This is a genomic window from Vibrio sp. SCP2 (assembly GCF_059295395.1).
Genome location: NZ_JCAFVV010000003.1, coordinates 459,831 through 480,137 on the forward strand (window position 1 = coordinate 459,831; position 20,307 = coordinate 480,137).

Sequence of the window (20,307 nt, forward strand, 5' to 3'; positions counted from 1 at the left end):
ACATCTACTTGATGAAAAAAGCCGCTCTTTCGAGCGGCTTTTTAAATGCTACCGATAACTTTAATTTTCACGTCTTTCTCACTAGGGGTACCTAGCCATATGGTCTGCCCTAAACGATTCCCTTCTCCATGCCCAAGCTTATTCTCAGGCACTGTATCAAGGTTCACCGTCAATTTTAGATCCCAAGACATCGGGTCACGGAGGATAAAGCGCATAAGGCCAACTAACGTATTGTGTAACTCGCCGCCATAAGAAAACCGCCGAAACGTAGCAAAGTCGATATCGTCAATGCAAAGATTAAACTTACCATTTAAATCGGCAATACTTTGGCCTAAATGCAGGTTCTGACCTAGAACACAGTTCATTCTGTTGAGCTTGTTTCTCTGACACTCAGCAATACTTACCCTTCGATAGACCCATTCTTCTACTCTTACACTCTGAAGAGCAAAGTAGTGAGAAACTATCCCCGCAATCAACTTAGGAGAACGTGTACGAGTGGATAGTTGGTTGACATAGGAAAGTATTTTCGCCCTATCCAACTCTGCCACATCACAATCTTGCATCACACCAGACAGGCCGGCTAAGTGCAGTATTCTTCCAGAGAACGCGTCACTAGCACCACTTTGATACTGCACGTGATAGCGATATTTCTTCCAGACTCTATAGAGTAAACTCGTATAACGATTGTGGAAGAAATCAAAAAAGCTTTTTACCGGATTTTCTTCTTCCTCTCGTCCAGCTAGTTTTTCGGTATAAGAAGCCGGGAGTGGTGAGCTAGCGCCATGCAATCCAAGAAAATTGGTTTCAATTCGGGAGTACTGCTGACCATTGCGCTCCATATGGACAATGAAATCCATGTCACTCTTCGGGAAACTGAGTTTCGGCGAAACACTAAATTCAATACGTTCTTGGTGAAAGTACTTGTTTTCTCCAACCGCGGAAAATTCGCAGTCAGGAAGGCGCTGATAGTGCTTTTCAAGCAGAAGAACCGCTTGATAGAAGCTAAAATCATGGGAATCTTTGGATATTGCTTCAATCATAGTATTGTCTGTTGCCCGATTAAGCTTGCCCAGTTGTAGACTTCACCACTTGCTTCATCAAAAACCTCAAGCTCTGTAAATGAGTTAACACTTGAATAAAGTCTGATGAACTCGTTGAGTACGTTCACCATCAAAAACATATCGCCTTCATTGACAAAAAATTTGGAGTTAGTGACCAATTTGAATTGGTTGCCTCGCACTGACACCCCCCTAAAAACACGATCGATCGGTTTCATTTCAGAAGAGATAATGCCATCAAGCCGATGTATTGAAGCTCGATGTGCCTGTCTATCTACTCGCGAATGGAAGTCATAGGTCGATAGCAAGACTTTAAGGACATCGATGTTGGCCAAGGACAAATAGTTCAACGACATGTTGGCGATTAGCTGCCATTGTAATTCCCCATTGACCTGAGGGCTGACAGATTGAGTCGGCTTTGTGATGTTCTCGAACGTAGCATATGTCGGCGACTTATGGGTCGTATATGTAACATCTCCTACGGACAATCGCTCGGCTAAGTCTGCATTACTGCATTGCAATTTCATCAAGACCGTTTCGGAGCCTAGATCTGCTATATCACCATTGTGGGTATGAAAAGAAATATATCGCTCTAAGCCGCGACCACTCACACGCTCCCCTACTTTCGACTTATAGAACTCGCGTTTATCTCGCTGATTGATTTGATGCTCAAAAGTCTCAAATTCAATTAGAGGTTTACGTCGACGCTCGTCTTTACTCCAACTCTCAACACTTTCGATCGAGTACACTTCAAAATGATCTTGGCTAGTACTTTGTGGGCGCACTTTGTATTCATTGCGTCGGTGTTCAAGCCTTATCGGGTCACCATCTTTCTCGAATAAGTTGACCGCCGGCGTGCAATGCAATCTTAAATGCTTATCTTTTAAAACAACTTCAGACGGCAATGCCCGTTTAAAGTGAAACTTGATATTTACGTTACTACGCTGAGGAACGCCTTTTAGCCAATCTAGTCCTTGAACATCAAAGAACATAAACTTGTCAGGTAATGAGAACAGTTCCTGGAGTAAGCGATACCCAGCGAACGAGTTTTTACTATATGGAAGTAACGCTTCGTCTTCATCGAAACCAACCGGTTTGACAAATTCTGGACCGAGCTTGTGTTTATAACCGCCACCAACATCTAGCTCCACATAATCTAGATATCTGAACAACCATAGGAACACTGTGCGCGAAATATGAATTTCACCATGGAGATGCAGTCTTAAGGTATCCAAGCCAATGCGGGAAAGCTCGAGGCCATGCTCGGTGGACAAGGTAATATCAATCGTTGAGCTTGTGCGGCTATTGGATTGCTCAATACCAGTGATGGTAATAGGGTATAGGTCGACATCGTAGCAAGTGCGGAATAAACACTGAGTTCCTTCCACTTGCTCGCTCGCCATCTCAGCACCTCTTTTCACCACCGTTTTTTCCGTGACACTTCCGGTATGAGGTTTTAGCTCACTAATGCACATAGAAGGCACCGAGCGCATATAATGAGGCCACAGCAAAGTCATTAACGACTGAGTCAGCTCCGGCAACTCGTCATCGATTTTTTCACGAATTCGACCAGTCAGGAAAGCAAAACCTTCAAGCAGTCGCTCGACGTCGGGATCAAACGTTCCTTCCGATAAAAAATGCGTTAACTTGGGGTGATATTTAGCAAACTCACTACCAGCTTCACGCAGATAAGTGAGCTCATCTTGAAAGTATTTACTGTTGCTCAAGTGATACCTACTAAACGTTAAATTGGCCGTCAGTACCCATGTAGACATCGATCGACATCGGCACCTTCCCGCCGTTATGAGAGACTTCTCCACGAATACCAAAGCCCAACTGCAAAGGGTTATGGTGGTCTTCGCGATAATGAACTTCTACACTCCGCAAGCGGGGTTCGAAACGCTCTATTGTTGACGTTATATTCTTTTGAATGTGGCGAACAAGGTTGGTGTTGTTGGAGAGAACATCATTAAAGTCTGGTAATCCATACTCACCATCGATCATCGCATTACCTGAGTGCGTGTTCAGTAAATCAGCCAGGTGTAAATGTATAGACTCAATCAAATGCTTATGAGAAACCACTTTCTCGTAGCAACTTTTGGGTTCACCCAATTCGATTCGCTCTAAAAGTCGATAACCTTTTTCCATACTCAGTCCTATGAAAAAAGCAGCCAGTGTTTGCTGGCTGCTTGATAATGCTCAACTAAGCTTATTGGTCTAATTTACCAACCAATGATAGGTCGAAGCTTGCACCCATGTACTTGAAGTGAGGACGGACAGACATAGATACCTTGTACCAGCCTGGATCACCCTCTACGTCAGACACTTCAACTTTCGCTGCACGTAGAGGTCGACGACCACGTACTTCCGCTGGCGGGTTCTCTTGATCAGAGACATACTGACGAATCCATTTGTTCAATTCGATTTCTAAGTCTGAACGCTCTTTCCAAGAACCAATCTGTTCGCGTTGAAGAACTTTAATGTAGTGAGCAAGACGGTTGATAATGAACATATATGGCAGCTGAGTACCTAGCTTATAGTTCATTTCAGCTTGTTTACCCTCTGGGGTATTGGCAAACACTTTAGGTTTCTGTACTGAGTTTGCAGAGAAGAACGCTGCATTGTCAGAGCCTTTACGCATAGTAAGCGCGATGAAACCTTCTTCCGCTAATTCGTACTCACGGCGGTCAGAAACTAGAATCTCTGTTGGGATCTTAGTTTCGATTTGACCCATTGATTCAAAGTTGTATACCGGTAGATCGAATACCGCACCACCACTTTGTGGACCAATGATGTTTGGACACCAACGGTACTTCGCAAACGACTCGCTGATTTTCGAAGCCATCGCGTACGCAGAGTTACCCCATAGGTAGTTATGGTGGCTATCTGTTACCTGCTCGTCGTAATCGAACGCCTTGATTGGATTGTCTTCGACAGAGTATGGTGTGCGAAGCATAAAGCGAGAAGTACATAGACCCACATATCGCGCATCTTCATGCTCTCTGAACCCGCGCCATTTCGTGTACTGAGGACCTTCAAATACAGACTTAAGATCTTTCAGGTTCGGAAGCTCTTCATAGCTATCTAAACCGAAGAACTTTGAAGATGCCGATGTAATAAACGGAGCGTGAGACATAGCACCTACATTGGCCATGTACTCCATAAGCTTGATATCAGGAGAAGAAGACGAAAGCTGGTAGTCACAGATCACTGCACCTACTGGCTTACCACCGAATTGACCGTATTCACGTGTATAAATTTGCTTGTACAGGCCAGATTTAACAACTTCTGGTGCATCTTCAAAGTCATCCAGAACTTCATCTTTCTTTGCAGAGATCAATTCAATTTGGATGTTCTCTCTGAAATCAGTGTGATCAACAAGATACTTTAGACCACGCCAGGTAGACTCAACCGCTTGAACCTCTTCGTTGTGAAGAATCGCGTCTACTTGCTTCGAAAGTTTCTGATCGATTTCAGAAATCATCAGATCAACCAGCGATTGGTCAACTTTCTCAGTATTGGAGCTGCTTAATAGCTCACCGATAAATGCTTCAACACCGCGTTTTGCGACATCAAATCCTTCATCACTAGGCTTTAAACGTGTTTCATTAAGAATGCTATCCAGCAGTGAATCGGAAGCGGCTAAGGCAGCTTCTTGCTCTGGAGCTTGTGCTTCTGCAGACATGGTATCCCTTATTCTTCTTTCGCGCCTTGGTCTTCACCAATGCTTAATTCATCCAATAGTTTCTTTCTCGCTTCTTCATCTTGAAGCACTGCCGCAATCTTCTTACGGAACGCAGGAACATTTCCAAGAGGGCCTTTTAATGCAACTAGAGCCTCACGTAGTTCGAGTAAGCTATTAAGCTCCGGTACGCTTTTGGCGATCGCTTCTGGCGAAAAGTCCTTCATATTTTGGAACGTTAGATCGATGCCAATCTGTGCACCTTCTTCGTCTGAAAGTTGGTTTGGCACATTTGCTTTAACATTAGGAGCATAACCTTCAAGCACTTCGTTGAAGTTATCCTTATCAATGTTAATCGGAGTACGTTCCTCGATTGGTGTTTCATCTGCACGCGCAGTGAAATCGCCTACAACCATCATGCTCAGCGGCAGTTCTACGTCTTCTTGCGCATCACCTGTTGCTGGAACATAACGGATATTAATTCGCTCTTTAGGAGCCACCGAGCCATCACGTGACATAATTAGTTCCTTATCTAACTCTGTAATTAGTCATAAATTGCTTGCCACTCGTCGTATTTCGCAGGTAAAAGATCTTTGGTTCGATACAACTGTTTGAGTGTTTTACGAATGAGGTCTTCCAATTGCGACGATAAGTGGGGTTCCCAGCTAGCAAGGTCAAACTCCTTTTGTACTTCCCACCCTTTCTCAAGATACGGTAAGCACAAAGGGTACAACCCTACTGACTGGTAAGCTGCTATCAGTTGTAAATACAGCATGAACTGCCCTCGGCCCGAGCTATCAAGTTCGAGCTTTCGAGCAAGTTCTGCAGCACGTTCCCCTAGGTTTTCTAGGGTAATATCCTCCATCAGCGATGAGTCTTCTTCGGTGATAACAACCGTCTGAACTACAGGTTGTGAGCACGATGAATCAGCAACTTGAGTAGACAACCAACTTATTGTCGCTTCATCTGCAAATGGTATAGAATTTTTGAATTTTAGATCTTCGATGCCAGCTAAAGACTCAACGAAACGTTTGACCTCATGCTTGACCGCAGCAGAGGCTTCATCGAATCCAAGGTTACTCAACATTAAGTAGACCAAGTAGTGGCCAGTTAACCAAAATGGCGCGTCTGTGAGCGTTCTTTCCAGACGCTTGATCGTATCAATATCGCTCTCTTGAAGTGCTTTATCACGATATTCCGCTTGCTGGTCTGTAGAGACAGCAAGACTTAAAGGAGTCTCAAAGTTTTGATGATCAGGCAGACCGTCAATCTCATCCCAAGTCAAATGGCGATAAATACGATACGCAAGTGGGTCACGTGGATCTGAACCAATCATGACTTCAGCCACTTTTTTTAGTGTACGTTTCGAGGCCGCTGGCGATGTAAAGTCTGTATCAATATCAACTTCTTGGATCACAGGTTTACTGCTAGCCCCGGAAGCGAAACTTGCTTGAGTATTTTTCGGCGCTTGAGTAGGTTTAACACTTTTATCCGCTGACACGGATTCTTGTACACCAGATTCAACGGAGGCTGATTCTGTTGAAGGCGTATTCTGAACCTGCGAATCTTGAGGCGGCGTGTTATCTACAGCTTGTTGCGACAAGACGTTTAGCTGAGTGCGAATCTCAAAAAAGTCCGCTTCAGAGTCGTGAAACACGTCATCAAACAATCTTTGCACTTCTTCAATAGCAGTAATACACGCTGAAACGATATCCCACGGTTGAGGCTCTTCAGCTAGTTTGTTGCATTGCAATTTAAACTGATGATTTAGCCACTCTACGGCACCGTCTCTTGCACGCTTTCGTGTTGGGTATAAATCAGAGCCATATACGCTTAACGCCTTGCTAAGCAGTATTAGCCCTTGCTCCAGGCCTTGCAGTCCCGTTTCTTCACTTTGTGCTCGAATGAGGTAACAGATTGCTTTCAGATCTTTGCTGTGTCTTTCAAGCACTTCCGTCGCATGAGTTTTGACTAATACCCAATCAACCGTCTCACCAAAGAGCGAACCGAACTTTTTGACTTCAGCTTCCATCATTTCATAACAAAACTCATAGCGAGCATCTTCTCCTGCTGGAGAAGCGTCAGAAATTGGAGCTAGCATCTTATCTTGATCAATTGCCGACATAATTAACTCCTCACCTCTGAGAAGTAGTCTTTCAACGCGCTGTCCACAGCCAACGCACCTCTAGCTGGTTCAGAAATCTGATGACTTTTATCAATTGATTCCTTCGCCATACTATTGAGTACTTCAATGACCTCGTTGAATGTCTTTGGTGCGTTCGTTTCTAAATCAGCTAATGAGTCGTGCAACCTTTGTTTGTCAAAGATTGATTGCTCAGTAACGGTGCTAAATAAAATAAACTCACTCCTAGCAACAATTAGGTCTTTTACTTTCTGGCTCAGCTCTGGCGTATTGCCAAAGAATGCCATTGCCGATTGAGCTTGATTAATCGCTTTGGTGTAGTAGTGGTCTTTAGCATTCTGCTCTACCAAGTTGTTGATGTTTGAAAGCACTTTGGCCGGTAGAACTTGGCTATAGAAATACGCCTCTGATTGACTGAGCAACCAAGCGGCTTTTAGCTCTTCATCCGCAAGCTTTGCGTCACCGTTCAAGATCAACTTAGTAAGCTGTTGCTCTTTACTTCCTGACAACGCAGAAAGTTTCAAAGAATTAATTGATGCAGTATTAAGCCCTGCCATTACTGCGGTAAGCGTCTTGTCAGCATATGGGAATAATGCGCCATCACTGATCAGCTTCTGCTTAAGCTGAACGAGCTCTTTGCGTAAGTCGACCAACTCCTTAGGAAGATCGTCAGCAAGAAGTTGATAGGATTGCAATTCAGTTTGATTACTCTTGTACAACTTGGAGAGTTTTGTTTGCTGCACCTGATAAGCTTCTCGGTAAGGTGCCGTTGTGACAACATTTTTCTCCATGTCGTTGAGAGAGAATTCAATATCCCAAGGGGACTGCCCCAGAAATGAAGCCGTCTGCGCAGGCTTTATTACGCTCACTCCTTCATTAGAAGACTGAGCAGGGTTGATAATAGATTTCCACTCTGGTTGGCTCTGGTTGTACAAGTAATTACCTGTAATGGCGACCACACTTAGTACTAGGCTTGCCTCAAGTATCTTAAAGCGTCCATAACCAGATTTCTCATGCGGTTTACGATGAGTCAGTAGCAAATCAGCATTACGTAAGCTGCTAAATATTGGTGCATTCGATTTGGCATCAATCGCTTGAGTATCAATACGCGCAACTTGCTGAGCAAAGGAAATTGCTGTGTAGCCGTGCCCTCTTGGGTTGTTAATGACTTCTTTGAGCAGTTTCCAAATATGATTAGGAATAAGCGGCGCACGCTTGCGATCTTTCAATTGCTTATGCCAAGCATCACCAAAAACAGCGCCCAAAAATAGGTGCCCTGTTAGCAAAGCTAATGAATAAACATCATCTTGAGGTTCTGTCGTCCCAGTCTCTAAATAGAGCGGAGAGGCGTAACTTAAACTGGCTTCTGAATAGGTTTCTGATTCGCCAATGTAGCGTGCAGCCCCGAAATCAATCAGCTTTACATAATCGCCTTCACTGACAAGAACATTTGAAGGTTTGATGTCTAGATGGCATATGCCTCGTGTATGCATATACTCGAGTGCGCCAGCGAGTTGGTAAACCAACCATGCGATATGATCGTGACGAAAGCCTTTTGTAGAATAACGCTCCATTTTTTCTGCCAAAGACTCGCCTTGAATCCACTCATACATCAGATATGGGCGCTCAAATTCATTACCAACTTTAATGAACTCGGCGACACTCGGATGTTGTGAAATTTCTAGTCTGCTGGCCTCATTGACCAACATCTTAGCTGCCAAGTCTGTCGCGTCTTCATTGACTACCTTGCAACAGATTTGCTTGTCTGGCTGACCTTTTTTAGCGAGATGGTAAACCGTTGTCCTACCGTTTTTCGACGGCAGCGTGTCTAGCACATCAAATTGTGAAAAAAGAACGTATTCAAGCTTTGGCTTATTTTTATTCGCCAAACGTTGTTCATTCTGTTTTTTTCTCTCAATGGCTTTTACAACCAACTGATCAATATATCCTTTGGCTGCTCCCTGCTTATCAGACACTCTGCACTCTTTAATCGAAAAATATTATTGAGCGCAGATAATATTTGCTGATATATCCCAGTTTCAAGGCTGGTATTAAAAACGAACAGTACACCTATTATTTTAGTTATTATTACTAGGTAATCTGCGTCTTAAACTTACGCTTTAACTATGCAAATTACCTAGTTTTATTATTAATAATATCAACCAAAGTAAATCGTGATATTAATGTAAGAATTTAGAAGTGATCTGAATCAACATGCTAGTAATTGCAGTAACGCCTTGTCACTCTTAAAACCAAACATCATAAGCGTTGTAGGATGATTGAAATGGTGGTGGCCTACTGCGTAAGAAACGAGAGCAAGTGCGGAAGAACTTCCCATAGTACCCCATAGTTCATTAATTAAGTGAGGCTGTTGAGGTTGAATGAAACGCTCGGCTTTTGCACCTAGAGCGAAACCATAATCTTCTGTATGTTCACGTAAGTTGGTCATGTCTGAATATACTTCACCAAATGATTCTATCTGGCGACTCGCGCGCTGAACTAGACGATACATACCTCTACGGTCAGAAACACATGGCTCAACGTCCATATACCCTAACTGTGCTTTGGGCTTTAGCTTCAAGGTTTCAACGACGTTTCTACGACATAAGATTAAACCAGCGCCACCTTCACTTGGGATAATACCCCAAGGATTGTTGGTGCTCATAACCTTGGCATGTTCGATCAAATCACTCATAGACTCCACTAAGGAATCGACGGAAATACACATCATTGCATCATTGTCATCTAAGGACTTCATTGCTTTAAGTAGGAATGATGCACCACTAGAATGAACCACATCAATTTTTGAAATAAACCCCGAATAAGTACTTTCGCCTATCCATTCCTGCATCTTAACTAAAGAAACTTCATTAGGTACTGAGATAACCAACGGGATAGGCTTCAGTGATGGCGGTATTTGTTTCAGCAAGGAATCAAGTATCCCGCCGGCCAAGTCGCAGGCTTTATCAAACAGCGGCTGTATTTTTGTGTAATCGATCTTGGCGTACGTAAAGCGCTCAATACCGTCGTCTCCTTCAAGTTGCTCAAACCTCGCCAAATCCGCTTTCGCAACAGAGGTAGCGATATCCAAATTCATACCGGTAGGAGAAACCACTTCCATTCCCAGCACATAACGGCCAGTGGAACCATTCATATTCCTAGCTCTCTTGTTGATTGATTATTGATGTTGATACCAACAAGTTTTCTTTGTCTTGGCACAAAAATGAAGCACTGTAACTCATTGATATTGTTTTATCTTCTGTGTTTATAAATATGGTGTAGATCGCCATTGGAGCCTGATAGGATTCATCTTGAAATTTGGCGACTGCCGTATATTTATCTTTGGGGATACGAAATGAAATCGTGTCATCATGGCAGAAACCGCTCATCATCAACCGCTCACCACCAGCCAAATGACCTTTACACTGTTGGTCTTGAGGAGCACTCTGGTAAAACTTTTGGCTAAAATCTTGTGGTAGCAACGGCTTACGATTATCTATCCAATCCTCGTCAAATGTTCCCGCCAGTTTTTGGCGAGACTCAAAAAAAGGTGGCAAAGGACCGAAGCCTGCGACGCGCAATTTGGCACCTGTTGCACTCCAATCTTCGTTGGGATAAAACACCGAGGGCACTCTCTGTTTCAACAATTCACCTGTTGAACTGGCAATTCCTCCACCGATTCGATTACGAATGTCTCCACCAATTGCACAAGAATAATCAATGTCTTTTTCGACAAAAGGAATAGGCTGACTTAACGTAACGCTCCCGCCATGCTCTACCCAAATACGGTCGCCATGAATAGAAAGAGTTTTATCAACGTGACCATCAATGAGCACTCTGCACTCCTGTTTAGTAACCGGCTTTTTAGCGTAACTTCTCGCCTTACCAAACACCAAAACATCGGTGTTATCTTTTGTGTAAGCAAACTCGTGATCCACTTTCATCGCCGAAAATCCGGGATCCCCTAGATATTGCGGGTCATCGTGAATTTCACTCTGAGCGAGCGCACTCCAGTTATTCCCATCAAACTGCCACGTTCGTTTGCCTACGACGACCCATACTTCGCGCCCATGCTCGTCACGTTGAAATCGACCTTTTACCGATAGCTCAGAATGCGGTTCAATATCCCATAACTGCATTGTTGCTCCTTAAATTGAATCGCTCGCTAACAGAAGGTGTGACTTTTAAATTGTGGAAGTTCCAATCTTGTTGATAAGCGGGCATAACCATGTGCCAAGAAATGTAGGCCCTTGATTGGATGCAAAGTTGTCTCCATAGCCACTTCCGGAATATAAAATCAATATTAGGGTCTCGCATAGCCGCTAACGTCGTCTCGAAACTAAGCGCATTACCGAGCCTACTCGGCAAGTTTTGCTTATGTTTGTCTTGTGCAACCCACTGGCTAAGTAGATCATGTATGTCTTGTTGACTGTATTCGACCCCAAAACTCTGCGGTTCAATAGGCAGTCGGGAACCATATACAACGTACAGCGCTTGAAGCCAGATCTCAGCTTGATGCTCTTCAAGCTTCGATAAATTATCGAGCACTTGTGGAACCAGATTGCAGTCTCCATTTAAGATAAAATCGACAGGCGCTAAAGGCGATTCAATATCGAACTCCATAAATTCTTTGAGTTCTAGCAACTTAGCGTATGTTTTGATTTTGGGTGACGAAATATGTTTAGCGTCAATACCAAAATTTCTGCGAAACCAAGTACTTCTATCACCTTTAGTAATAAGGCGTTCGAAGAGATACTGGTCACCTTGAGCATTCTCGTTAATCCAGCTGACGCCGTCTTCAACATCTTGTAATGCCAAAACAGGAAATGCTCTCTCTGAGTCGATACATCCTGACTTATTCCAATGTTTAATCAGTGCAACGCTCAAAGTCTGTCGTAGACGTAAGCATTCAAAGTAAAGAGAAGTCGATTTTGCCTGCCCTTCGATAAGTTCTGCCAACACATTGTCGAGAGAAGGTAACGATGATTGGGTGACGATAAGCGTCGCAGTGGTTGTATCCAGTTCTTCAAGATACTTCACCCCACACAATAGATTGTTTAGTTCATTACCAAACTCATCTTGAAACATCAGCCAAGTATAGAGGCCAGGCTCTACATCCTTTTGCTGATGTATTAACCCAGGCGCTAACCGATAGAAGGACAAGTACACTTGTTTAAGCTCATCGATTTGCCGCTCTATTAATTGCAAATAGTTATTGTCTCGACTTGGGTAACCTCTTTTATGTAACTGAACCCTTTGCCTAAGCAGAAAGCCCAGACTTTCTGAAGCCAGTAGCAGTTTTTCATTGCTAAAACTTAACCAATTCTCTGGCAAAGCTGAAAGCTCTTCAATCGTTCGATCTGCTTCTTCTAAGGCTAAGTCAAGCTGTTGGTTGGTTATAGGGGCATTGAGGTGTTCTACACCGATTCTTTGTCGCATCTATTGTTCCATATCCGGCGTGCCATAGCGTAATGGCTATCAGTTAATCGCTATTGTTCCGCCCTGAATTTTCTGGGCTTTCTCTGCTTGAGAAGTGACATATTTAGCTTTCGTTGTAATGCGACCATCACGCCCGCTATAACGCGTTTGCGTCTCACCGCTTCGAACAACAAGCTCTTGCTCCGTCTCAATGACCATCTTTTTAGCTCTTAGAACAAACTCTTCTGACTCATCAAGGATCGAGAAAAAAATGTCCGTCACTAAAGGTAAGCCCAAATCATCATTCAAAAATTCGATGCGACAACTGAGTTGGTTGTCGATCGCCATTTGCAGCTCACTGCTACGAAAGGCCCGGCCCAATCGTGCAGTCAGTGGCTGATTAAATGGGTTACCTTCAAAATCGACTCGGACACTATTGGTCGATTTATTAATCGCGACTATGGTTCCAAAACGCGAAAAGCAAGCCGTTGGTTTGGCTTGCTGCTCCGTGATGGTTTCTACATGAATACGTTGTTTTTCCATCATTAATTTATCGCTACGTTGCCACCTTTCACTACAACTTTATCGCTGCCTTCTATGGTGATTGCAGAGCCTGTCAATTTAATTGAACCATCACTATTCATGACCAAAGAGGAGCCCCCTGTTTTCAAGACAATTTTTTCGCCACTGATTATCTGTGTTGCCCCATCAGCTTTGTACGAAGTATTACCTTTCACGGAAACCGTTAGGTTGCCACCAACCGTTTGATTGTCATCCGCACCAACATCAGAGTTTTTCGAAGCCCCAACCGTTAAATTGCTGTTTTCACCCACATCAAGATCGTCATTTTTACCAATCTTTGTCGTGCGGTTATCTCCAATTTCTAAATCAGAGTTATTCTTTACGTACTGGGTTTCATTCGCGTTGTATGTAACGCTGACATCCTGCTCAACAGTCTCAGTGAAAGTGCTGTTAACCTGAGTCGTTTTGTGACCATCAATGGTTTCTTTATGATCACCGTGGATATCATTTGTTTGGTGCCGAGCAACTTTCAGGAACTCGTCCTGACCAATATCTCGATAACGGTTGTTAAGCACCTTAGTCGACATGTCTTTTTGAGCGTGGATATAAACTTCTTCTTGATTCGCTTCATCCTCAAAGCTCAGTTCGTTATACCCTGCCCCTTTGTGCGTCTGAGTGCGGAAAGTCGTACGTGTTTTATTCTCAGGTAAAGAATAAGGAGGAAAGTGCAATCCATTGTAAACAGCCCCAGTAACCAATGGTCGATCTGGGTCGCCTTCTAAGAAAGTAACCACAACTTCATGCCCGATACGGGGCAAGTAAACCGCTCCCCATGTTGGTGCCGCCATTGACTGACTAACGCGAATCCAACAACTTGAGTGCTCGTCATTTTCACCATATCGGTCCCAATGGAATTGGACTTTTATTCGGCCAAGTTTATCAGTGTAGATCTCTTCACCAGCAGGGCCTACAACTACCGCAGTCTGCGGACCATCCACAACGGGCGCTGATAATTTAGGTGCTCTGAACACAACATCACGCGGTATGCAGGAGAAATGGTTGTAGTAAGTGGTTGGCATACCACTTGTTTCATCTTCATGCACTTGAGGGTCTTGCCCAGTGTGCACAACAGACAACATGATGTAATCGCGATTAATTTCTGAACGTGGGTGTTCGCTGATGTTGAAGCTATAACCCGACGCTAAACGCATCACATCACTACTTGCTTCGACTTGTTGGTTATCAACGATATGTTCTGACATCCATTCGGTTGTTCTCACCTGACCCATGGCCGGATCAAAATAACGCCCAGGATAATCAAATTGCTTGAGATCTTGGTCTAAATCACCCGCATTCGTCATTTCCTGAGGAATTTTAGGATATTCATAGTTGTAGTCGGTATAAGTTACATGGCCCGTACGTACTCGATTCACTAACTCGAGATCGGTGATATGCTCTCTGTCTGCAACTCCACCACCATCAGCATGGTAAACCACTGGCCCTAAGTAAGAAGAGTTCAAAGGCGTGCTTAAAAGTGGCGCGATAGCATCATTACTATCGACAATCACCATAGTGTGATTGGTATCAGTATGCTCAAAGTAATACCACATACCGTGTTCAGACATGATTCTCTGCACAAAGTGAAGATCAGATTCACGGTACTGCAAAACGTATTCTTTAGGTGGATAAATGCCTGAAAGCTCAAGACGATAGTCGGTAACTGAAGCGTCATCTAGCACTTCGGTTATGATATCTGACGCAGATTTTTGCTGGAAGATTCGGCAATCTTGACGTTGAGTTAGGAACCATGCTTGCGGCACGAGCACCAACTGATAACGCGAAAATCGACGCCCTGAGCCAAGGTATCGTACTTCATTCACGACACCGTTGAACACTCGCGCAGCACCAACGCCTTGACCATAAAGAGTCAACGAACCTGCCTTACGAATAAGCTCATCAAACGAAATATCTGGATCAAGTGAAAGTAATGAGAGACTGATATGAAAAGGTTTAGAAAGCTCTTCGGTTACCTGAAAGCTCTCGACCCGAAATTCATGTCCACATCCAGGCACTTCAAATTTAAATTCTACGTCATTCACCATATCTTTTACCTGATACAAATAATGGAATTAGGGCCAACAAATGTTGGCCCTGAATCTTTGCACGAAAAGCGATTATGCTTCGCGTGGAGCACGCCAGTCGTCGTTACCTGCAGTACCACAGTTTTCGTGTGTTACTTCAATTGCGCGGTAAGTAAACTTAAGAACTTCTTCTGTCACGCGATCAGCCGTTGCTGCATCTTGACAGTGGTTCATGCGAGTTTGAATATCTACAAGTAGTGCATCAATCAATTTGATTGAGTAGTAGTGCTCTTGCTTACCTTGCACTGATGTGCGGTAGAAGCGAATTACACACTCAGGTAGCTTCTCGCCAGATACAAGTGCGTTGAACAGAAGCGGAGAAGAACGGTCTTGAACTTTAGTTACAACTACTGGGCGGTGTACACGCTGACCTGTAGGCTGGCCGCTTTGTGGGTCACGTGGAACAGTTAGCACGTGGTCAAGCTCTTGCACTAGGAACTCATCAACGTGAGCTTCTTGCCAAGTGTTACCTACAGAATCTGCAGAGTAAGTATCTTTAGTAATGTGACCTTGAGTTTCACCGTTGATAGACATATATGCTGGAGTTGGCATCGCTATTTCCTTTTTTAAAATCTAAATTTGTTAAATCACCAAATCGCTTATCACCGCGACTGATTAATACTTATCAAACTCCATGCCAACTTTTAAAAACCATAAAATACAACAAGTTAGGAAAAATTCAGCATTAATATCTAGTTTATTAATTACAACTTCTTGGATAAAAAAACAAAAAATTGAGCAGCAATAATAATAAATTGAATTAGATCAAGAAAGTGAAAATAACCACTAATTTTATTTAAAAATAAGTTAATTAGACTACCAATTTAGTGAAAGTGTCGGTGATTATATTTAAAATAACAAATTAGGGGATATTATTTTAAACAAACACCCTATTACATATATTAAAATCACCAAAAAATACTAGGCAAAATATCGCAGATTAAAAAGAAGATCATCAAGTTTAGTATAATAGAGGCTATTTCTTTCCTCTAACTAATAACATAAGTATGATTAATATAAATCTCTCTTCATTAATACAGCGTCTACACCCAATTGCAAAAGTGGCATTAGAAGACGCTGCTGCACTCGCAGTCTCTGAAAAAGCAAACGAAGTTCAAATCGAGCACTATTTGCTGAGTCTATTAGAAAGGCCAAATAGTGATTTCGACGTCTTATTAAGTCACTTTGATTGTTCTGAGAACTTATTAAGGCAATCAGTTCGATCAACTCTTGATACCAACACTAATGGAAATGGTAGCAAGCCCGTTTTTTCTGCTTTACTGATCGAATGGTTACAAGAAAGCTGGTTAGTTTCTTCTTTAGATCTTTCCGAAACACAAATCCGATCCGGTGCTCTACTTCTTACTTTAGTCAGTAACCCACTACGCTACGGACAACACGGCTATGCGTCGATCCTCGAAGCCGTCAACCCAGACAGCCTAAAGCGTAACTTTGCAGAGCTCACCAGTAATTCAATTGAAGCCCAAGTGGCCACTTCAGAAACAACGCAAGCTCGTGAAGATGGCTCTGCATTGAGCAAGTTCACCACTGATTTCACAGGTAAAGCACGTAAAGGCGAAATCGACCCTGTTTTCTGTCGCGACCAAGAAATTCGTCAAATCGTTGATATTCTTGCGCGTCGCCGTAAAAACAACCCAATTGCGGTAGGTGAACCTGGTGTTGGTAAAACTGCCGTAGTTGAGGGTTTAGCGCTAAAAATCGTCCAAGGTGACGTGCCAGATAATCTGAAAGGCGTTGAGCTTTATGGCCTTGATATGGGCCTTCTGCAAGCAGGCGCTAGCGTAAAAGGTGAATTCGAAAAACGTCTAAATGCTGTTTTAGATGAGGTGAAAAATTCCCCGACACCAATCATTCTCTTCATCGATGAAGCACACACTCTTGTTGGTGGTGGCAACCAAGCCGGTGGAAGCGATGCAGCTAACTTACTAAAACCAGCGTTAGCACGTGGCGAAGTAAAAACAATTGCAGCAACTACTTGGTCTGAGTACAAAAAGTACTTCGAAAAAGATCCTGCTTTGGCACGTCGTTTCCAGTTAGTCAAACTTGACGAGCCTTCACCAGAGCAAGCTGCTCTAATCATTCGTGGTCTACGTCCGGCTTATGAGAAGTCACACAACGTATACGTACGCGACGATGCGATCACCGCAGCGGCGGCACTTTCTGCGCGTTACATTTCTGGTCGTCAACTGCCGGACAAGGCGATCGATGTACTTGATACCGCCTGTGCACGCGTCAATATTAGCCTGAATGCCATTCCTGCTTCTGTAGAAACTCTTCAACAAGAGCTTGCCGCTCAGCAGCGCGAACTTGAAGCGCTTGAGCGTGATGCCCTACAGCAAACAGGTGACAAGCATAGCCTTGCCGGTATTCCAGATCTCAAACTTGCGATGGAAGCAACCAAAGAAGAGCTAACAGAACAAGAAGCACAATGGCAGAAAGAGAAAGAGCAAATCCAAGAGATGATTGCTCTACGCTCTCGCCTGCACGAATTGGTTTGTGGAGAATCAGAAGAAGAGGCCTCTGACGAAGACGCAGAGCAAGAAGTTTCTCCATACGCAGAAATGGATGAAGAAGCGGTTCGTATCGCTATTTCAGCTTGCCAAGAACAGCTAGAAGCGATCCGCGGTGGTAACCCACTGGTTCACTTTGAAGTTGGTCCAGATGAAGTCAGTCATGTCATTTCAGACTGGACGGGCATCCCTATGGGTAAGATGCTTCAAGATGAAGCTGAAACGACGCTTAAGCTAAAAGATAGTCTTACTCAAGCTATCAAAGGCCAAGATTTCGCGATTGATGCCCTTTCAGAAGGCATTCAAACGGCCAAAGCAGGCTTAGGTAATCCAGATGCACCTACAGGTGTATTCCTCCTTGTTGGCCCAAGTGGTGTAGGTAAAACCGAGACCGCGCGCGCTATTGCCGATCAAATGTTTGGTGGTGAGCGCTTTATGACCACCATTAACATGTCTGAATTCCAAGAGAAGCACACTGTATCTCGCCTTATCGGTTCACCTCCGGGCTACGTAGGTTACGGTGAAGGCGGCATGCTGACAGAAGCCGTTCGTCAGCGCCCTTACTCTGTGGTTCTTCTAGATGAAGTAGAAAAAGCAGATCCTGAAGTTCTGAATTTATTCTACCAAGTGTTCGACAAAGGTACGTTGAACGACGGTGAAGGTCGTACTATCGACTTTAAGAACACGCTGATCATCATGACAAGTAACCTCGCAACTCATGAGATCGAGTCTTTAGTCAATCAATCGAAAGATATCGATGCCAACATCATTGCTGAAGCGATTCGCCCTACATTGAATCAGCATTTCAAACCAGCGTTATTGGCGCGTATGTCTGTATTACCATTCGTACCGCTTTCTGATGAAGCGATGACGGAAATCATTCATCACAAGCTAAACAAAGTCTCTGAGCGTCTACAAAGCCACCATAAGTTGTCTTTGAGCTACGAAGAGAGCTTAGTTGAGTTTGTATTGGGTAACTGCCGTCTTGCAGAGACAGGGGCGCGCAACATTGATGCAGTAATTAACCGCCAGTTGCTGCCTCAGCTTTCGACTCAGCTATTGGTGCACGACAAGGATGATTCACACACGCAAATCGCAGTCTCTGTCGATGAGCAAGGAACTCTCACCTATGCGTTCAGCTAACCATAGCGAACTGAGCAACGCCCTACTTGCGATCAGCCAATCTTTGGCTGATCGCAGCCAGCTGACTCAAACATTAGATGCCGTTTTAACTGCCGCGAGACAAATGACCCTTGCAAAGCACGGCATCATTTATGTTTTAGACCAAACGGGACAGGCGCTGATTCCAAGTACAGCTCATCACAATGACAAAGCCGTGGTATCCCACCCTTGGGATGCGTTACAGCTTGAGTCAGTCAGTGAAAACGATCCATTCAACTTTGCAGTACGCAATGGTGAAGTGGTGCTAATCAATGAACTGTACAAATACAACGGCTACGACTGCGAAAGCATTTATCAAACAGAGCAAACGCTCGGGCTAAAAAGCGAAAACCTGTTAGCTTGGCCTCTTATTGATAGCGAGACGAAAACCATTGGCCTGTTAGTACTAATGGACTTAAGCGTTATCGATAACGAAGCCGCATTAACGGAATTTTGTCGCATGGCTGCAAGTAATATTCGCCAAGCAGTTTGGTTAGAACAGTATGGGCAAGTGATTAAAAACCTAAACGCAGACAATCAAGCCCTTGTACGTGAGAACACCCAACTGAAAAAGCGCACCCAGAAAACCTACCAAGGCCCTATTGCAGAGAGCGATGAAATGCTCAATGTCTTAAGTCGACTTGATAAGGTTTTATCGCTACCTGTCGATGTGCTCTTAAGAGGCGAAACTGGCTCTGGTAAAGAGGTGATTGCCAAATACATTCACGAAAACTCCAACCGTGCAGAGCAGCCTTTGATAGTGCAAAACTGTGCAGCCATTCCAGAACAATTGCTGGAATCAGAGCTATTCGGCCATAAGAAAGGCTCATTCACAGGAGCAGACAAAGACAAGGTTGGCCTGTTTGAGGCAGCAAACGGTGGTACGCTTTTCTTGGATGAGATTGGTGACATGCCAATGCTGTTGCAAGCAAAACTACTCCGTGTGCTTCAAGAGCGTAAGGTTCGCCCTGTTGGTGCGAGCAAAGAGATTGAAGTGGACGTGCGAGTTATCGCGGCAACACACTGTAATCTAATGCAGCAGATCAAAGATGGCGGGTTCCGCGCGGATTTGTTCTACCGCTTAAATGTGTTCCCCATTACGCTGCCTCCTTTAAGAGCACGTAAGTCGGATATCATTCCGCTTGCTGAGCACTTCGTTCAGCACACGACTAACACGTTAGGTTTGCCACAAGCACCCGGGTTGAGTGCCAACGTTCGTAAGCAGCTTTTGGCCTACACTTATCCAGGAAATGTCCGCGAGCTTAAGAACATTATTGAGCGTTCAGTTCTGCTGTCTGATTTCGAAACCATTACGCATATTGAGTTTGGTGAGCAGATCCCAGAAGAACAGGTAAGCGTAGCTGCTGAAGTTGAAGCGCCACCTTTAGTGCAATCTTCTTACGAATCCGTACACGCTGACTCAGAAGATGGGGCAAAGGGCCTTAAGGAAGTGGTCAGTCAATACGAGCGTACGGTCATCTTAGACTGCCTAAATGCTTGTAACTGGCACACTAAACGCGCCGCTGAGCAACTCTCTTTACCTTTAAGTACACTCAACCACAAGATGAAGAAATACGATATTTCTGCTGCGGGTTGATGGGAAACGGGAAACGGGAAACGGGAAACGGGAAACGGGAAACGGGAAACGGGA

The 20,307-nt window shown here is 44.0% G+C and carries 15 protein-coding genes; 2 read left to right on the plus strand and 13 right to left on the minus strand.

What is annotated here, in order from left to right; genetic code table 11:
- Positions 1-41: 41 nt before the first annotated feature.
- The 13 genes from tssG to AC5O63_RS13295 form a co-directional block, all read right to left on the minus strand.
- A complete protein-coding gene (gene tssG, locus AC5O63_RS13235; RefSeq protein WP_494505306.1) occupies positions 42-1,040 on the minus strand; it encodes a type VI secretion system baseplate subunit TssG in 999 nt (332 codons plus the stop codon).
- The gene (gene tssF, locus AC5O63_RS13240; protein WP_239855341.1) at positions 1,037-2,785 is read right to left on the minus strand and encodes a type VI secretion system baseplate subunit TssF; all 1,749 of its coding nucleotides are present in this window, start codon (positions 2,783-2,785) and stop codon (positions 1,037-1,039) included. Before tssF ends, tssG begins: the two co-directional genes overlap by 4 nt.
- 10 nt (positions 2,786-2,795) lie before the next feature.
- Positions 2,796-3,206, minus strand: coding sequence for a type VI secretion system baseplate subunit TssE (tssE, locus tag AC5O63_RS13245; protein ID WP_239855340.1), 411 nt, complete (start codon positions 3,204-3,206; stop codon positions 2,796-2,798).
- Between the two features lie 61 nt (positions 3,207-3,267).
- A complete protein-coding gene (tssC, locus tag AC5O63_RS13250) occupies positions 3,268-4,743 on the minus strand; it encodes a type VI secretion system contractile sheath large subunit (RefSeq protein ID WP_004748719.1) in 1,476 nt (491 codons plus the stop codon).
- An 8-nt stretch (positions 4,744-4,751) separates the two neighbouring features.
- Positions 4,752-5,258, minus strand: a complete 507-nt coding sequence (gene tssB / locus AC5O63_RS13255) for a type VI secretion system contractile sheath small subunit (RefSeq protein WP_004748720.1) — start codon at positions 5,256-5,258, stop codon at positions 4,752-4,754.
- A 26-nt stretch (positions 5,259-5,284) separates the two neighbouring features.
- A complete protein-coding gene (gene tssA / locus AC5O63_RS13260; RefSeq protein ID WP_494505307.1) occupies positions 5,285-6,865 on the minus strand; it encodes a type VI secretion system protein TssA in 1,581 nt (526 codons plus the stop codon).
- A 2-nt stretch (positions 6,866-6,867) separates the two neighbouring features.
- Entirely contained in the window at positions 6,868-8,859 is a 1,992-nt protein-coding gene (locus tag AC5O63_RS13265; protein WP_004748722.1) for a serine/threonine protein kinase, read from the minus strand.
- A gap of 233 nt (positions 8,860-9,092) precedes the next feature.
- Complete coding sequence (locus AC5O63_RS13270) at positions 9,093-10,037, minus strand: hypothetical protein (RefSeq protein ID WP_494505308.1); 945 nt, start codon at positions 10,035-10,037, stop codon at positions 9,093-9,095.
- Between the two features lie 4 nt (positions 10,038-10,041).
- On the minus strand, positions 10,042-11,022 hold the full coding sequence (locus tag AC5O63_RS13275) for a DUF2169 family type VI secretion system accessory protein (protein WP_494505309.1): 981 nt from the start codon (positions 11,020-11,022) through the stop codon (positions 10,042-10,044).
- Positions 11,003-12,322 carry a hypothetical protein gene (locus AC5O63_RS13280; RefSeq protein ID WP_494505310.1) on the minus strand — a complete coding sequence of 440 codons (1,320 nt, stop codon included), beginning with the start codon at positions 12,320-12,322 and terminating at the stop codon, positions 11,003-11,005. Before AC5O63_RS13280 ends, AC5O63_RS13275 begins: the two co-directional genes overlap by 20 nt.
- A 39-nt stretch (positions 12,323-12,361) precedes the next feature.
- A complete protein-coding gene (locus AC5O63_RS13285; RefSeq protein WP_004748726.1) occupies positions 12,362-12,847 on the minus strand; it encodes a hypothetical protein in 486 nt (161 codons plus the stop codon).
- A complete protein-coding gene (locus AC5O63_RS13290; RefSeq protein WP_494505311.1) occupies positions 12,847-14,925 on the minus strand; it encodes a type VI secretion system Vgr family protein in 2,079 nt (692 codons plus the stop codon). The genes AC5O63_RS13285 and AC5O63_RS13290 overlap by 1 nt, the downstream gene beginning before the upstream one ends.
- 72 nt (positions 14,926-14,997) lie before the next feature.
- Complete coding sequence (locus AC5O63_RS13295; RefSeq protein WP_004748728.1) at positions 14,998-15,516, minus strand: Hcp family type VI secretion system effector; 519 nt, start codon at positions 15,514-15,516, stop codon at positions 14,998-15,000.
- A gap of 455 nt (positions 15,517-15,971) precedes the next feature.
- Between AC5O63_RS13295 and tssH the strand changes: the two genes are divergently transcribed.
- Positions 15,972-18,638: a type VI secretion system ATPase TssH gene (gene tssH / locus AC5O63_RS13300; protein ID WP_494505312.1), complete on the plus strand. Its 2,667-nt coding sequence runs from the start codon at positions 15,972-15,974 to the stop codon at positions 18,636-18,638.
- Complete coding sequence (locus AC5O63_RS13305; RefSeq protein ID WP_425666547.1) at positions 18,625-20,253, plus strand: sigma-54-dependent Fis family transcriptional regulator; 1,629 nt, start codon at positions 18,625-18,627, stop codon at positions 20,251-20,253. Before tssH ends, AC5O63_RS13305 begins: the two co-directional genes overlap by 14 nt.
- Positions 20,254-20,307 lie beyond the last annotated feature (54 nt).

What these genes read in the sequence shown, in the direction of transcription:
- tssC (WP_004748719.1), bottom strand. Translation starts at nt 4,743, where the DNA reads ATGTCTGCAGAAGCACAAGCTCCAGAGCAAGAAGCTGCCTTAGCCGCT.
- AC5O63_RS13275 (WP_494505309.1), bottom strand. Translation starts at nt 11,022, where the DNA reads ATGCAGTTATGGGATATTGAACCGCATTCTGAGCTATCGGTAAAAGGT.
- tssE (WP_239855340.1), bottom strand. Translation starts at nt 3,206, where the DNA reads ATGGAAAAAGGTTATCGACTTTTAGAGCGAATCGAATTGGGTGAACCC.
- tssH (WP_494505312.1), top strand. Translation starts at nt 15,972, where the DNA reads ATGATTAATATAAATCTCTCTTCATTAATACAGCGTCTACACCCAATT.
- AC5O63_RS13305 (WP_425666547.1), top strand. Translation starts at nt 18,625, where the DNA reads ATGCGTTCAGCTAACCATAGCGAACTGAGCAACGCCCTACTTGCGATC.
- AC5O63_RS13290 (WP_494505311.1), bottom strand. Translation starts at nt 14,925, where the DNA reads ATGGTGAATGACGTAGAATTTAAATTTGAAGTGCCTGGATGTGGACAT.
- AC5O63_RS13285 (WP_004748726.1), bottom strand. Translation starts at nt 12,847, where the DNA reads ATGATGGAAAAACAACGTATTCATGTAGAAACCATCACGGAGCAGCAA.
- tssB (WP_004748720.1), bottom strand. Translation starts at nt 5,258, where the DNA reads ATGTCACGTGATGGCTCGGTGGCTCCTAAAGAGCGAATTAATATCCGT.
- tssA (WP_494505307.1), bottom strand. Translation starts at nt 6,865, where the DNA reads ATGTCGGCAATTGATCAAGATAAGATGCTAGCTCCAATTTCTGACGCT.
- AC5O63_RS13280 (WP_494505310.1), bottom strand. Translation starts at nt 12,322, where the DNA reads ATGCGACAAAGAATCGGTGTAGAACACCTCAATGCCCCTATAACCAAC.
- AC5O63_RS13295 (WP_004748728.1), bottom strand. Translation starts at nt 15,516, where the DNA reads ATGCCAACTCCAGCATATATGTCTATCAACGGTGAAACTCAAGGTCAC.
- AC5O63_RS13270 (WP_494505308.1), bottom strand. Translation starts at nt 10,037, where the DNA reads ATGAATGGTTCCACTGGCCGTTATGTGCTGGGAATGGAAGTGGTTTCT.
- tssG (WP_494505306.1), bottom strand. Translation starts at nt 1,040, where the DNA reads ATGATTGAAGCAATATCCAAAGATTCCCATGATTTTAGCTTCTATCAA.